Raw genomic sequence first — 12,603 nt, 5'->3', positions numbered from 1 at the left:
AGTCAGCGCTTTTTTGTTTTAACCAATATTTTCTTAAAAAAGACTTCTAAAAGAACGATTATCTTGTATGATTATTCTCTTTTACCTAATCGAATTATTTTGTGTGTAGATCTTCGTAGTTTTTATGCAGGTGTATCATGTATCAAAATGGGTCTGGACCCTTTGCGTACGAAGCTAGCGGTAGTAGAGGACGTAAATCGTAATGGTTCAATTGTTCTGGCAGCGACGCCACTACTTAAGAAATTTCTCTTTTTGATAATGTAATATAGCGCGAAAAAGAAATGAAACTAACAAAAGTGATGGATGAAATACGCAATCGTTTCGGTAAAAATAGTATTTTGCGTGACGTATCTTATACAAGTATCGCGACAGCAAGATATAGAAATACTTTATTATAGGGGGACATAAATCATGAATAACGCAAACATGTCAAAAGGAAGAGGGATGGTAAAGTGGACACCATTTGTATCTATGCCGGAACAATTTGCTGGTATACGAAAGATTATTGAAGAAAAAACGAAAGTACCACGACCAATACTGACTCAAGATGCGAAAGAAATGAACGAGAATAAGTTATTATTCTCGTTGTTATCCGAAGAGGAAATATTAATTACATATTATGAAGATGGTTATGTCCTTACTAGTTATATGACGGTTATTGATATCGATCCTAAAAGAAAGAATGTAATATGTACGGATGCATTTTATCACAAGAGCACTTTTAATTTTATCGATATAATTGCTGTTGAATAGAATGGAATAACAGGATAAATTTCATTATGTAGTCCAATTGGTGAGAGCTAATAATCAGTGGGGGATCCCACTGATTAAAGTTTCACTTTATTAATAAATATCCAAATTTACCGATACATCGTCCACATTCCAATATCCTTAAAACCTAACCGCTTATAAATCCATCCAGCAGCTGGGTTGTTATAAAATAAGCAAAGAGTTCTTCCTTCTTTAATAAAATCCTGAATCATTTTTTGTAATATGAGTGAAGCATATCCCTTGACACGATAATTTGAATGAGTACATACTCCAACGACCATTGCAGATAAGGAATTTTCAGCTGATGTGGAAGCGGAAGAGATGATTTCTCCTTTCTTTTCAATGTAGTAAGTGCGTCCTGTATTTGCTTCGAGTGATTGCCGCAAAATCTTTTCTGATTGTCCTGTTTGAGGGAATTCTTCAATGTTGCTTCGGAGCTTCATAATTTGCTCAACATCATCTATGGTTGCTAGTGTGATTGCAGTATGAAGCATTGTTTTAGGTAGTGCAGTATCATCTTTACATTCACAAAAGTACATTTTATTTTTTGTGCCAAGTTGTATGTCTTGTATGTCTTCAAATTTTTCTACAATATAAGACTGATTATATCAGAGCGAAAATAAAAATAATAGCAAGTACTTTTTGGCTAACGCCAAACCGAAAGTCATCTCCCACCTACCGTTGAGCTATCGCCCTGCACACGCTTGAGGAAGGAGAATTCTTTCGGATAAAGCGTTAAAAAGGCCAGTACTTGTTCATGATCACTCTTTGTTAGCTTCCGTATCATTATAATCCCCTCTTTAGTTTGTTTTTTCTAAATATTATTACTTATCATTTTTGAAATCAATATAAAATTTTATGTTTAGTTCACAAGGTTTCGGAAAAACTAGGAAAGATATGACAAAGGAGGTTATGAACGGTGGATCATCCAATTCAAGGATTAATGAAAGCAGCAATGGAAAATTTAAAGGAAATGGTCGATGTTAATACGATTGTTGGAGAGCCTGTTCAGACGGCTGACGGCGGTGTAGTGTTAACTGTTTCCAAAGTAGCGTTTGGATTTGGAGCAGGTGGATCGGATTTTCAAACAAATGATGGTCAAAGAGCACAAGGTAATCCGGCATTTGGCGGAGGGAGCGCAGGTGGTGTTTCCATTACTCCAGTAGCCTTTCTTGTAGTGAATAAAGATGGAGTAAATATTCTTCACTTACAAAATGCCACACACCTAGCTGAAAAAATGATTGAGTTAGCGCCACAAACAATTGATAAGATTCAATCCATTTTTCAAAAAAACGAAAAGCATACTGAAAATCATCATCCGCAAAATCCAGACGAAATCGCGTAAAAAAGCCTGTTTTTCAACAGGCTTTTTTTCTTGTAATCAGTATGTAATAAAACTCATGAAATTGTAAATAGTTTTTGAAGTTTTTTCTATGTTTCTAAAATTTTTCATGTTAAAATATGCTATAGAATTGAAACATATAAAACGAAGGTGGCTAGGTGCTTTGTCTGGAGGATCTGACCAAGTAAAAAATATGATATATATTAATGGTAATCGTCGGGGTCATTGTTTTATTACATCTGGAATTACATTTGAAGAGTTTGCAAGTAATATCCCATCACCGCTTCATCAAGTGTTGCTTTTGAAACATAATTTTGAGTGGACTGATTTTCACTATCATACTTTATTTGAATATGTCGAAGAAGAAAACATACATAAATTAATTAAAGCAGAGATTGATGAATTTGATGAGTTTTGTTGGGTGGATTTTGATGACGCAAGCGATTTAGATGAATTGGAGCCAAAGGAAATTGCAGAATTGTTATATTTGGCTCACAAAAAAGAACCACTTGGGAGAGCGTTTTTCCCACTTTTGAAAAATAGATTTGTCTATTTTTCACATGATGACGGTTGGTACAACAAAGTGTATTACCGTAGAATCGCTGATTTTGTAGGAATGCTTAGCAAAGTAATTCCGTACAAACTAGGTTCATTTGGAAAAAAACGATTTTCTTTCTTTCAAAAATCGAAAATATTCCCAGCAATTTCAAAAGAAGTTATTCTTGGGCTTGTTCCATTAATGGAAGACGGGCTGTATATTGATTTAGCGGGGAAAATTGAGTCAAGAAGAGGTTTAGAGATTCCTGTATATGTAGTTGGTTCGTATGAAAGTACGGATGAAGTACTAGATAACATAGAGGAATTAAAAGAAGGTGCAACCGAAACTGGCTGGCTTATTTTTGATAAGAAAGAACAAGAGTGGCAATGGGTTGTGGACTAAGAGAACTTGACGATTTAGGTCAAGTTTTCTTGTTTTTTGAAAGGAGAAAAAATGAAGAAATATTATATAGCGGTAGGTATTGTCAGCATTATCCTTGTTGCAGTACTACTTTTAACTTGTCCGAAAGAATCTGATTTCAGGTCTTACTTAGAGGATAAGTATGCATTGATTTGTAATCAAGATAGCTTTGAATGTACACAAAATGTAGATGAGAAAGAACAAAAGATGAAGTTTGTAAGTACGAATACACGAAACGGTGTATTTTTTATAACAGTGAAACAAACTTTTGAAATGGAAAATGGTAAACAGAAAGAGTATAGCGGAATAGGCATATTTGGTACATTTCTTTTTGTTACGGAAAAGACTTTCTAATTATAGAAGGTCTTTTTTTTATGCATATGTTCATATAGATGAAGTAAGACAAGCATAGGAGGGATGAGAATGAAAAAAATATGTGTAGTTTGTGGTGGAGAAGAATTTTTTTCATCTACATTATATGCACGTACGAAACAAGACTGGGCATATGCACCTAACATGTATCGTTTTGAAAAGGTATTTATTGAACATCGGAATGAAGAGAATTATCCAGTGTTTCAAGAAATTACAGCAAAACATTGCTGCGGATGTGGACATATTATGTTGTATCATGAGTGAACACACCAAGTAATACTTGGTGTGTTTTTATAATGCTGATAAAGCAAGTGGATACAATAATGTAAATAAAACAGAAAAACTACCAAACCCAATGGCTGTATATCCGAGTGTTTTTGCTCCAAAATTAACAGCCAATAAGCCAATTAAAATGGAAAGGGAACCAAGGGTAACTGGATAAAAGGCAATCGAGAATAAAGAAAGAAACAGTGCTACATAACCGATAAGTGTACCAGTGTTTGTACCTTCTATTTCATGTGCAATTTCTTTCCGTCTATGTCTAATTGGAAGACGCCCTGGCGAGATTTCAGCTGCATATTCTTCGTTTTTTTCACCACTCTTAAAATGATGTGTTCGCTTTTTAGGCATGTACATCCCTCTCTTTCAATTGGGTGTATCTTTATTATTTTTCATAAAGAAGAGAATATGAGTATGAGTTATATCCAAGTTAAGCAAAATTTGGAGAATGCATGAGTCTGTTGCTATCTTATCCATCTCTCCATGAGAATAAACAGGAATATAGGAAAATGATGTAGAATGAAATGAATGAAAACAAGTGAAAGTAGGGGGAAACATGACAAAGTTTAATTGGCATAAATCAGCAGAAAAAAAGTGGGACAACAATGCGGAATCTTGGAATCAAAATAGTCAAGAAATGTGGGATCATGGGAGTCGGAGTACAATCATCCCGTTTTTTGAAAAGTATGTAGAAAATGGTGTGGCAGTTTTAGATGTCGGATGTGGTGATGGATATGGTACATATAAATTAAGTCTCGCAGGATATAAGGCGTGTGGTATAGATTTATCCGAACAAATGATTCAAAAGGGAAAGGAACGCGGAGAAGGGCCTAATTTGTCATTTGTAAAGGGAGATCTTTCTTCATTGCCCTTTGAAAATGAGCAATTTCCAGCCATATTAGCAGTGAACTCGTTAGAATGGACAGAACAGCCACTACAGGCGTTAAACGAGATAAAGCGTGTTTTGAAACCAGATGGATATGCGTGTATTGCTATTTTAGGACCGACAGCAAAACCGCGTGAAAATAGCTATCCTCGTTTATATGGAAAAGATGTCGTTTGTAATACGATGATGCCTTGGGAATTTGAAAAGCTTGCAGAGGAGCAAGGGTTCCAAGTAGTGAATGGTATAGGCGTATATAAACGAGGAGTAAATGAAAAGATGCTTGGACAATTATCGGTAGAACTGCAGCAAGCACTAACATTTTTATGGGTATTTATGTTGAAAAAATAAAGTACAACGAAATGCGCAAATTTAGGAGGTAAATAAGTGCAGAAAATACAAAAAACTGATACAATATGGGCAGAACCAATTAAAGGGGGACTAGGGTATATGACAACTACTACAACAGTTAAATCCGATATTGAAATTGCACAAGAAGCAAGTATGAAGAAAATTCAAGAGATTGCAGCGGAGTTAAACATTTTAGAAGAAGAACTAGAGCCTTATGGTCATTATAAAGGAAAATTATCTCTTGATATTTTTAAGCGCTTACAAACTGAGAAAGACGGAAAAGTTGTTTTAGTAACAGCGATTAACCCGACTCCAGCAGGAGAAGGTAAATCAACAGTAACAGTTGGTCTAGGTCAAGCTTTTAATAAAATTGGTAAAAAAGCAGTAATTGCACTTCGTGAACCATCACTTGGACCAACAATGGGACTAAAGGGTGGTGCAGCAGGTGGAGGTTATTCACAAGTTGTACCAATGGAAGATATCAATCTTCACTTTACTGGTGATATTCATGCCATTACAACTGCAAATAACGCATTAGCAGCGTTTATCGATAACCATATTCAACAAGGAAATACACTTAAGATTGATACGCGAAAAATCGTATGGAAGCGTTGTGTCGATTTAAATGACCGTGCACTGCGTAATGTAGTAATTGGTCTTGGTGGGCCGGTTCAAGGTGTACCGCGTGAAGACGGTTTTGATATTACAGTAGCATCTGAAATTATGGCTGTATTCTGCCTTGCGACAGATATTCAAGATTTAAAAGCACGTTTATCTCGCATTGTCGTTGCTTATAATATGGACAACGAGCCTGTAACAGTTAAAGATTTAGGCGTAGAAGGAGCGTTAACACTTCTATTAAAAGATGCGTTAAAACCAAACTTAGTACAAACATTAGAAAATACACCAGCAATCATTCATGGCGGACCATTCGCTAATATCGCTCACGGTTGTAACAGTGTTATCGCTACAACAATGGCAGCAAAATTAGGCGATTATGTAATCACGGAAGCTGGTTTCGGTGCGGACTTAGGTGCTGAAAAATTCTTAGATATTAAAGCGCGTGCAGCTGGTATTAAACCAGAAGCAGTCGTTATCGTTGCGACAATTCGTGCGCTTAAAATGCACGGCGGTGTGGCGAGAGATCAGCTGAAAGAAGAAAATATAGATGCGCTAGCAAAAGGAATGGAAAACTTACAAAAACATGTTGAAACAATTCAAGCGTTCGGTGTTCCATTCGTAATCGCAATTAATAAATTCATTACAGATACAGATGCGGAAGTTGCATACTTACAAGAATGGTGCAATGAGCGTGGCTACGAAGTATCCTTAACAGAAGTTTGGGAAAAAGGCGGCCAAGGTGGTGTAGACCTTGCTGAGAAAGTATTAAAAGTAATTGAAAAAGGTGACAACAAATACGCACCACTTTACGAATTAGAATTGCCATTAGAAGAAAAAATCCGTACAATTGCTCAAAAAGTATACGGTGCAAAAGATATCGAATTTGCTCCAAAAGCTCGTAAGCAATTGGCTCAATTTGCAGGAGAAGGTTGGAGCAACCTGCCAGTATGTATGGCGAAAACACAATATTCTCTTTCTGATGATGCAACAAAATTAGGTCGACCATCTGACTTTATTGTTACAATTCGTGAATTGAAACCATCGATTGGTGCAGGGTTTATTGTAGCGTTAACAGGAACAATGTTAACAATGCCAGGTCTTCCAAAACAGCCTGCGGCACTTCAAATGGACGTAAATGCAGATGGAAAAGCAGTAGGTTTATTCTAAAAGGTTGTAATTCATCACGTTTATCTGTAAACTATATATACATCAAGTGGCGCCTTTCCATCGAAAGGCGCCTGTTTTTTGGAGGAAATTATGTTTGATCCAACTGCTTTTGAAAATTTAAAAGTAATCGTTGAAGGAGCTGTCTATGATTTTGATTTACATGGTGATATTCTTGTAACGGATCGAAAAGATATGATGGACCTTGCATCGCTAAGCCGTATATATCATATTTCATTTCAATTAACTGAACAGTTTAAACCGTTAGTAGAAGCGACATTCTCACTGTCAGTAGATGCGAAAAATTTATCAGGTGAGATTTTAGAAGTGCCGCAGTTTATACCAGGTTGTGAACTGAAACTGCAATTTGCATTTCCGTTACAGCACCCAGAAACAGATTGTCAAGAGATCGAATCGTTAGTACAATCTATTTGGGGAAAAGAGCGAATGATTACGCAGGAAATTTCATACGAATATAATAAGCAAGCGATTTCATATCATAATAAGGTAGAGGTTCTATTTCAAAAAGCGATTACAGAAGACCATGTTGATGATTTAATAACTGTTATTTCTCACATGATAGAAACAGTGCGAACAATACAACATTTTCTTCAAAAATAGAGATAAAGGAGAAAAACAAATGATAAAAGATATGCAACCATTTTTGCAACAAGCTTGGGAGAAGGCTGGTTTTAAAGAGTTTACTGAAGTTCAAAAACAAGCGATTCCAACCATTTTAGAAGGACAAGACGTTATAGCTGAATCACCAACTGGGACAGGGAAAACATTAGCGTACTTATTACCACTTTTACATAAAATTAATCCTGAAGTGAAACAACCACAAGTTGTAATTCTAGCGCCAACGCGTGAACTTGTTATGCAAATTCATGAAGAAGTTCAAAAGTTTACAATCGGAACTGACATTTCAGGTGCATCTTTAATTGGTGGTGCGGATATTAAGCGCCAAGTCGAAAAGTTAAAGAAGCATCCAAGAGTCATTGTTGGTTCACCAGGACGTATTTTAGAATTAATTCGTATGAAAAAGTTAAAAATGCATGAAGTGAAGACAATTGTATTTGATGAATTTGATCAAATTGTAAAACAAAAGATGATGGAAGCTGTGTTTGATGTAATTAAATCAACAATGCGTGATCGTCAATTAGTATTCTTCTCGGCAACAATGACAAAAGCTGCAGAAGAAGTAGCACGCGATTTTGCAGTTGATCCACAATTAGTTCGCATCACACGTACAGAAACAAAGAGTTTAGTTGAGCATACGTATATCGTTTGTGAACGCCGTGAAAAAAATGATTATATTAGAAGAATTATGCATATGGGGAATGTAAAAGCAGTTGCCTTTTTAAATGATCCCTTCCGCTTAGATGAAATTACTGAGAAACTGAAATTCCGTAAAATGAAAGCAGCAGCTCTTCATGCGGAAGCGAATAAGCAAGAACGTGAAGCAACGATGCGCGCATTCCGTCATGGGAATTTAGAAATCTTATTAGCGACAGATATCGCTGCGCGTGGGTTAGATATCGATGATTTAACACATGTAATTCACCTAGAGTTACCAGATACATTAGATCAATACATTCACCGTTCAGGCCGTACAGGACGTATGGGGAAAGAGGGGACAGTTGTTTCCCTTGTTACTCCGCAAGAAGAGCGTAAACTACTTCAATTTGCGAAAAAGTTAGGCATTCAGTTCAAGAAACACGAGATGTTTAAAGGAACATTTGTAGAGTCTAAACCGAAAGCACCAAAGAAAACGAAACCTGCATTTACTGGGAAGAAGAAGCCTAGATAATAGGAGACTTCCCTTAATGGGAGAATAATGAAAGTGAGAAGGCGTGTCTACATGTATAAAGTAGTCACGCCTTTTTAGTGTTTAAAAGGTTAAATAACTATGTTAGAGCCTTTCTAAAAAGAAAACACCTTTCTCAATAGCAGTTTCTACATAACCGACAATTTGGTTAAACGTAAACACTTGTAATTCAGCATGCAGATCTTGCTGTGGAAATACCATATCATTAAAAATAAGCTTTTTAAAAGCTAGAACGTTTTCTTCTGTTACTTCCTCAACATTTGGTATGTTTGCTTCTTGATTAAGAATAGAAAGGAATTCCTGCTCTTTATCGTAATGATGTAATAGTTTTGCATTCAATAATTTAAAATCGTTATGATACATAGATAAAATTGTTTGATCATGCTCGATTCTATTTTTGAGCCAAGGAAGAAAAAAACCGTTGAGCCAATTATCATCAGCAATAAGGTGTGTATAATACCCTAAAATGAAAGAGGAATCTATGTGCTTTTTATATTTTTGAAGAAATGTACCGTAATCAATTCTTCTGGTATAGTTCTTTGTTGTACCAGCATAAAAATGTGATACGTTTTTTTCCTCTTTTGAACGAACTGCATCAGGAGCTACTCCCCCAAGCAAGAAAGATGTTTTATCAGGGATGGATAATTTCTCTGCAATACCATTTGCGATAATCAAATGCATAACTCGTGACCCCATGAATGACACCTCTATTTAACAGTCAGAATGATTTTTCCTGTACTCTGTCTACTTTCGATCCATTCATGCGCTTTCCCTGCATCTTGAAGTGTAAAACGTTTACCAATTGCAATTTGTAGGCTTCCATCACGTAAATACTGAAAAACTTGGTTAGCGGTATGACGAAGTAAGTAAGGACGTTTCTTACGAGTCGTTCCAAAGCTAAAGCCAAGAATAGAACGACAGCTTGCATGTAAATCCTTTGTCCGAAATGTTCCAATTTCCCCGCTAGCATTACCAAAATGGACAAGGCGACCATAGTAAGCCAAACACTCCAAGCTTTTTTCTGACACTGCTCCGGAAATGGAATCCAAAATAACATCGGCACCTTTACCACCCGTAAGTTCATTTGCCTTTTTACTAAAATCCTCATCTTGATAACAAATAACATGATCAGCCCCAGCTTCTAAAGCAACTTTCTTTTTCGCTTTATTTCCGACTGTTCCAATAATTTTTCCAGCCCCTAATATTTTTGCTAATTGAATCGATGTTGTTCCGATACCACCAGCCGCAGCATGAATAAGAACGGTTTCACCTTGTTGTAATCTTGCGACATTTGCAAGCAAGTTATAACTCGTAAAAGATACGATAGGACAAGCGGCTGCAGTTGTGAAGTCAATTTCATCAGGTAATACAAAGGTAAGGTTTTCATTTGCGACAACATATTCAGCATACGAACCAGTAAGAGGAAAGGCGATTACACGCTGTCCAGCGCGAATATTTCTCACATCTGAACCTACTTGTTCTACAATTCCTGCCGCATCTATACCTGGAATAAATGGGAGTTTTCCATTCCCTTTTTTGCCATAGCGCGATTTAATATCGGCAAAATTGACGCTTGTCGCGATAACGCGAATTAACACTTGTTTCTCATTAAAAGTTGGCATATCGACTTCTGTATACTTCATTGTTTCAGGTCCGCCAAATGCAGTTACAACAATTGCTTTCATTTAGATGTCCTCCTAAAAATATATTATATATATTATTTTAAACACCTATCATAAAATGGAAAATTATATAATTGTTATAGCGGATTATAAGTTAATGTTATAAAGTTATAAGTTTTAAATCATTATATTAATTTATATCGAAAATAATTTTAAAAAACGAACGAAATGTTTTTAACTTGCCAATATATAGTGTAAGACAATTGAATGGGGATAAATCTAGTAAAGAAGTATTAACATCTAAAGAGTACGAGCAGTATATAGAAGCATTAATGACATATGAGAAAGTGCTGGTGAACATTAAATCAAGCGGACATGTAACGGTAGAAGAAGTCCCCGAAGCGTATAAAGAAGAATTTGTACAAGAATTTGTACAAGCGGATCGGTTTATGGAGTATGTAAATGGAAAAGTACAACAAATAAATTAAATATATGAAAAGAAGAGCCGATGTTTATAAAAAGGCTCTTCTTTGTAGTGTATGCAAGTTATTATTTGAATTTTCTTACCGCATGTATAGCCACTCTCACAAGGAGAATTGCACTAATAAATAAGCCACCGTAACCAACTACGCTTAAAAATTGATCGTTTGGTTCTTTTGCATTGTTTGCTAAATATAAGACATCAATTGAAATACCGCCAAATGCTGTTCCTATAAGAGCGATAAGGAGTTGAGAGATAAATGTGGTGACAAAAGAAGCATTTGTTGGATCTGAGAAAAATCCGACTTTTAGGGATAGTTCACCGTTCTCTAATTTTGAACTTAAATCGTCAAGTTTCCTTTATATGTTTAAAGTCACAGGAGTAGAGGTATACCGATAGGGTTTTTTATTGGTGTGAGGTTCGTATCATGTTAGTTTTCTTTTCGTATGAAACTATCTAATAATGAGTAACCAGCTATTATATTTATTATTACGGGAAATGTTGTATTTAAAAGAGTTAGGATAGCTAAGTAAGCTAAGTAAGGAAAAAATTGTCCGATAGGTGAGAATAATAGAATAGGTGAAAAGCCAATCAATGCTGAAGGTAACGCAATGCCTATAAATTTCTCTAGTTGAAATTTCCATACATGTTGATTTTTCTTGTTATTGATAAGTTGACAGAAGCGCAGTACGCCACCAATGAAAAAGGGGAAAAATACAAAGGAAAATATTCGAGGATACATATGAAAGGATAGTTCAGCTTGTTGATCTAAATAAAATTGAATTTTCCCTCCTGTAAATAGCAATATAACAATGAATAAAGTGAAACATAAGTATTTGCTAACCTTTTTCATTGTATCACTCCTTTTTTTGTATGTTTATTATTGAAAAAACATATTCAAAAAAAGAGGATATATGCTTGAAATGTAGCATAATATCCTCGAATTGTCTTTCTATTTAGTTAGTAGTTGCTTCCGCCTTTTCTTGCTTTGTAAGATAATCAATAATTCCCATCGCACTGATCTCCATATCGAGTTTGATAACATCGTAAATAGAATGGGTCGGTGTTACACCTTGTTTTGTAAGATGTGAGGATACTGTTTCCAATAATAAACTATACAATTCATGACTTGATGTTTCAAAATCTTGATTTTTTTCAAATACTTGTTTTCCAGCTTCAACAAAGATAGGGAGCCAATATTCAAGCTGTTTATATACTTCAGAAACATGGGAAGATGCACCATAATGTCCAAAGTAGATTGAGTCAACATTCATATTTCGAATGCGGTCTTTTGCAGCAATCATCGCATTTGGTTGAAACTGTGAAGGAGATGTGGTCGGTAAATATAGTTCAACACCAAGTTCAGCTAGTTCTCGATAATAAATACCAATTGTGTCACCCGTGAAAATGCCATTTGTTAAGGAGTCATGGATACTTATATGATGTTTGGCGTGCCCTGGTGTATCGTAAAATGTTAGTACCCGCTTTTCTGAGATTTGCAATGTCTCACCATCTTGTACGATATGGACTTGTTTCTCTGGAATAGGAAGAATTGGATTGAAGAGTTCATCAAAAGAATCACCATATACAGCTTTGGCACCTTGAATTAATTTCGTAGGATTAATCATATGACGAGCACCACGCGAATGGACGAATAAAGTTGCATTTGGACATTTTTCCATCATTAAACCAGCACCGCCAGCGTGATCAAGATGAACATGTGTAACAATGATATTTTTAACATCTGCTAAGTTAATCCGTAATTGTTGTAAGCCATTTAGAAGATGTGGAAGGGAAGGAGCAGCGCAAGTTTCAATTAAAGTAATTTCATCACCAAGTAAGACATATGTACCAGTTCGCTCTTCATGTTGTAAATCGTAATCATCAATGATATATAACTGAGAGGATAATTGTTCTACCTTTTTCATACT

At 35.7% G+C, this 12,603-nt stretch carries 15 protein-coding genes and 3 pseudogenes; 11 read left to right on the top strand and 7 right to left on the bottom strand.

Annotated features, from left to right (window positions below; translation table 11 throughout):
- Positions 1 to 63: 63 nt before the first annotated feature.
- Both ACM6HU_RS19100 and ACM6HU_RS19095 read left to right on the top strand, forming a co-directional pair.
- Positions 64 to 240, top strand: a pseudogene (locus tag ACM6HU_RS19100) (DNA repair protein MucB); the annotation flags it as partial.
- Between the two features lie 171 nt (positions 241 to 411).
- Positions 412 to 753: a YolD-like family protein gene (locus ACM6HU_RS19095; RefSeq protein ID WP_016114636.1), complete on the top strand. Its 342-nt coding sequence runs from the start codon at positions 412 to 414 to the stop codon at positions 751 to 753.
- Between the two features lie 107 nt (positions 754 to 860).
- Here the strand turns inward: ACM6HU_RS19095 and ACM6HU_RS19090 are convergent.
- Both ACM6HU_RS19090 and ACM6HU_RS19085 read right to left on the bottom strand, forming a co-directional pair.
- Positions 861 to 1,373, bottom strand: a pseudogene (locus ACM6HU_RS19090) (GNAT family N-acetyltransferase); the annotation flags it as partial.
- A gap of 62 nt (positions 1,374 to 1,435) precedes the next feature.
- Positions 1,436 to 1,558, bottom strand: coding sequence for a hypothetical protein (locus ACM6HU_RS19085; RefSeq protein ID WP_016114638.1), 123 nt, complete (start codon positions 1,556 to 1,558; stop codon positions 1,436 to 1,438).
- 132 nt (positions 1,559 to 1,690) lie between these two features.
- Here ACM6HU_RS19085 and ytfJ point away from each other — a divergent pair, with 132 nt between their 5' ends.
- From ytfJ to ACM6HU_RS19065, 4 genes are all read left to right on the top strand, one after another.
- Positions 1,691 to 2,116, top strand: a complete 426-nt coding sequence (gene ytfJ / locus ACM6HU_RS19080) for a GerW family sporulation protein (protein ID WP_000349994.1) — start codon at positions 1,691 to 1,693, stop codon at positions 2,114 to 2,116.
- Positions 2,117 to 2,276: 160 nt separating this feature from the next.
- Entirely contained in the window at positions 2,277 to 3,053 is a 777-nt protein-coding gene (locus ACM6HU_RS19075) for a hypothetical protein (RefSeq protein WP_016114639.1), read from the top strand.
- Between the two features lie 51 nt (positions 3,054 to 3,104).
- Positions 3,105 to 3,425 (top strand): hypothetical protein, encoded by a 321-nt coding sequence (locus tag ACM6HU_RS19070; protein WP_016114640.1) that lies wholly within the window; start codon positions 3,105 to 3,107, stop codon positions 3,423 to 3,425.
- A 69-nt stretch (positions 3,426 to 3,494) separates the two neighbouring features.
- The gene (locus tag ACM6HU_RS19065; protein WP_016114641.1) at positions 3,495 to 3,707 is read left to right on the top strand and encodes a hypothetical protein; all 213 of its coding nucleotides are present in this window, start codon (positions 3,495 to 3,497) and stop codon (positions 3,705 to 3,707) included.
- 27 nt (positions 3,708 to 3,734) lie between these two features.
- On the opposite strand, the gene ACM6HU_RS19060 is transcribed toward ACM6HU_RS19065, so the two are convergent.
- Positions 3,735 to 4,073 carry a hypothetical protein gene (locus tag ACM6HU_RS19060; RefSeq protein WP_016114642.1) on the bottom strand — a complete coding sequence of 113 codons (339 nt, stop codon included), beginning with the start codon at positions 4,071 to 4,073 and terminating at the stop codon, positions 3,735 to 3,737.
- 205 nt (positions 4,074 to 4,278) lie between these two features.
- Between ACM6HU_RS19060 and ACM6HU_RS19055 the strand changes: the two genes are divergently transcribed.
- The 4 genes from ACM6HU_RS19055 (at position 4,279) to ACM6HU_RS19040 (ending at position 8,551) form a co-directional block, all read left to right on the top strand.
- Positions 4,279 to 4,956, top strand: a complete 678-nt coding sequence (locus ACM6HU_RS19055; RefSeq protein WP_016114643.1) for a class I SAM-dependent methyltransferase — start codon at positions 4,279 to 4,281, stop codon at positions 4,954 to 4,956.
- Between the two features lie 99 nt (positions 4,957 to 5,055).
- The gene (locus ACM6HU_RS19050) at positions 5,056 to 6,744 is read left to right on the top strand and encodes a formate--tetrahydrofolate ligase (protein WP_033671148.1); all 1,689 of its coding nucleotides are present in this window, start codon (positions 5,056 to 5,058) and stop codon (positions 6,742 to 6,744) included.
- 90 nt (positions 6,745 to 6,834) lie between these two features.
- Positions 6,835 to 7,362: a hypothetical protein gene (locus tag ACM6HU_RS19045; RefSeq protein WP_016114645.1), complete on the top strand. Its 528-nt coding sequence runs from the start codon at positions 6,835 to 6,837 to the stop codon at positions 7,360 to 7,362.
- 19 nt (positions 7,363 to 7,381) lie between these two features.
- Positions 7,382 to 8,551 (top strand): DEAD/DEAH box helicase, encoded by a 1,170-nt coding sequence (locus ACM6HU_RS19040; protein ID WP_016114646.1) that lies wholly within the window; start codon positions 7,382 to 7,384, stop codon positions 8,549 to 8,551.
- Between the two features lie 102 nt (positions 8,552 to 8,653).
- Here the strand turns inward: ACM6HU_RS19040 and ACM6HU_RS19035 are convergent, their stop codons facing one another.
- Positions 8,654 to 9,265 carry a zinc dependent phospholipase C family protein gene (locus ACM6HU_RS19035; RefSeq protein WP_016114647.1) on the bottom strand — a complete coding sequence of 204 codons (612 nt, stop codon included), beginning with the start codon at positions 9,263 to 9,265 and terminating at the stop codon, positions 8,654 to 8,656.
- A gap of 11 nt (positions 9,266 to 9,276) precedes the next feature.
- The gene (locus ACM6HU_RS19030; RefSeq protein WP_016114648.1) at positions 9,277 to 10,254 is read right to left on the bottom strand and encodes a quinone oxidoreductase family protein; all 978 of its coding nucleotides are present in this window, start codon (positions 10,252 to 10,254) and stop codon (positions 9,277 to 9,279) included.
- Between the two features lie 197 nt (positions 10,255 to 10,451).
- On the opposite strand from ACM6HU_RS19030, the pseudogene ACM6HU_RS19025 reads away from it, so the two are divergent.
- Positions 10,452 to 10,679: pseudogene (locus ACM6HU_RS19025) on the top strand (DUF3600 domain-containing protein); the annotation flags it as partial.
- 423 nt (positions 10,680 to 11,102) lie between these two features.
- On the opposite strand, the gene ACM6HU_RS19020 reads toward ACM6HU_RS19025, so the two are convergent.
- Both ACM6HU_RS19020 and ACM6HU_RS19015 read right to left on the bottom strand, forming a co-directional pair.
- On the bottom strand, positions 11,103 to 11,525 hold the full coding sequence (locus tag ACM6HU_RS19020) for a hypothetical protein (protein WP_016114650.1): 423 nt from the start codon (positions 11,523 to 11,525) through the stop codon (positions 11,103 to 11,105).
- Between the two features lie 103 nt (positions 11,526 to 11,628).
- Positions 11,629 to 12,600: an MBL fold metallo-hydrolase gene (locus ACM6HU_RS19015; protein ID WP_016114651.1), complete on the bottom strand. Its 972-nt coding sequence runs from the start codon at positions 12,598 to 12,600 to the stop codon at positions 11,629 to 11,631.
- Positions 12,601 to 12,603 lie beyond the last annotated feature (3 nt).

The organism is Bacillus sp. IT-79MI2, assembly GCF_949768135.1.
Taxonomy (GTDB): domain Bacteria; phylum Bacillota; class Bacilli; order Bacillales; family Bacillaceae_G; genus Bacillus_A; species Bacillus_A pseudomycoides.
Note: the sequence above shows the minus strand (reverse complement) of the source record. Positions and strands in the feature narration are given on the sequence as shown.

What these genes read in the sequence shown, in the direction of transcription:
- ACM6HU_RS19040 (WP_016114646.1), top strand. Translation starts at nt 7,382, where the DNA reads ATGATAAAAGATATGCAACCATTTTTGCAACAAGCTTGGGAGAAGGCT.
- ACM6HU_RS19095 (WP_016114636.1), top strand. Translation starts at nt 412, where the DNA reads ATGAATAACGCAAACATGTCAAAAGGAAGAGGGATGGTAAAGTGGACA.
- ACM6HU_RS19050 (WP_033671148.1), top strand. Translation starts at nt 5,056, where the DNA reads ATGACAACTACTACAACAGTTAAATCCGATATTGAAATTGCACAAGAA.
- ACM6HU_RS19045 (WP_016114645.1), top strand. Translation starts at nt 6,835, where the DNA reads ATGTTTGATCCAACTGCTTTTGAAAATTTAAAAGTAATCGTTGAAGGA.
- ACM6HU_RS19070 (WP_016114640.1), top strand. Translation starts at nt 3,105, where the DNA reads ATGAAGAAATATTATATAGCGGTAGGTATTGTCAGCATTATCCTTGTT.
- ACM6HU_RS19065 (WP_016114641.1), top strand. Translation starts at nt 3,495, where the DNA reads ATGAAAAAAATATGTGTAGTTTGTGGTGGAGAAGAATTTTTTTCATCT.
- ACM6HU_RS19055 (WP_016114643.1), top strand. Translation starts at nt 4,279, where the DNA reads ATGACAAAGTTTAATTGGCATAAATCAGCAGAAAAAAAGTGGGACAAC.
- ACM6HU_RS19035 (WP_016114647.1), bottom strand. Translation starts at nt 9,265, where the DNA reads ATGGGGTCACGAGTTATGCATTTGATTATCGCAAATGGTATTGCAGAG.
- ACM6HU_RS19030 (WP_016114648.1), bottom strand. Translation starts at nt 10,254, where the DNA reads ATGAAAGCAATTGTTGTAACTGCATTTGGCGGACCTGAAACAATGAAG.
- ACM6HU_RS19020 (WP_016114650.1), bottom strand. Translation starts at nt 11,525, where the DNA reads ATGAAAAAGGTTAGCAAATACTTATGTTTCACTTTATTCATTGTTATA.
- ACM6HU_RS19060 (WP_016114642.1), bottom strand. Translation starts at nt 4,073, where the DNA reads ATGCCTAAAAAGCGAACACATCATTTTAAGAGTGGTGAAAAAAACGAA.
- ACM6HU_RS19015 (WP_016114651.1), bottom strand. Translation starts at nt 12,600, where the DNA reads ATGAAAAAGGTAGAACAATTATCCTCTCAGTTATATATCATTGATGAT.
- ACM6HU_RS19085 (WP_016114638.1), bottom strand. Translation starts at nt 1,558, where the DNA reads ATGATACGGAAGCTAACAAAGAGTGATCATGAACAAGTACTGGCCTTT.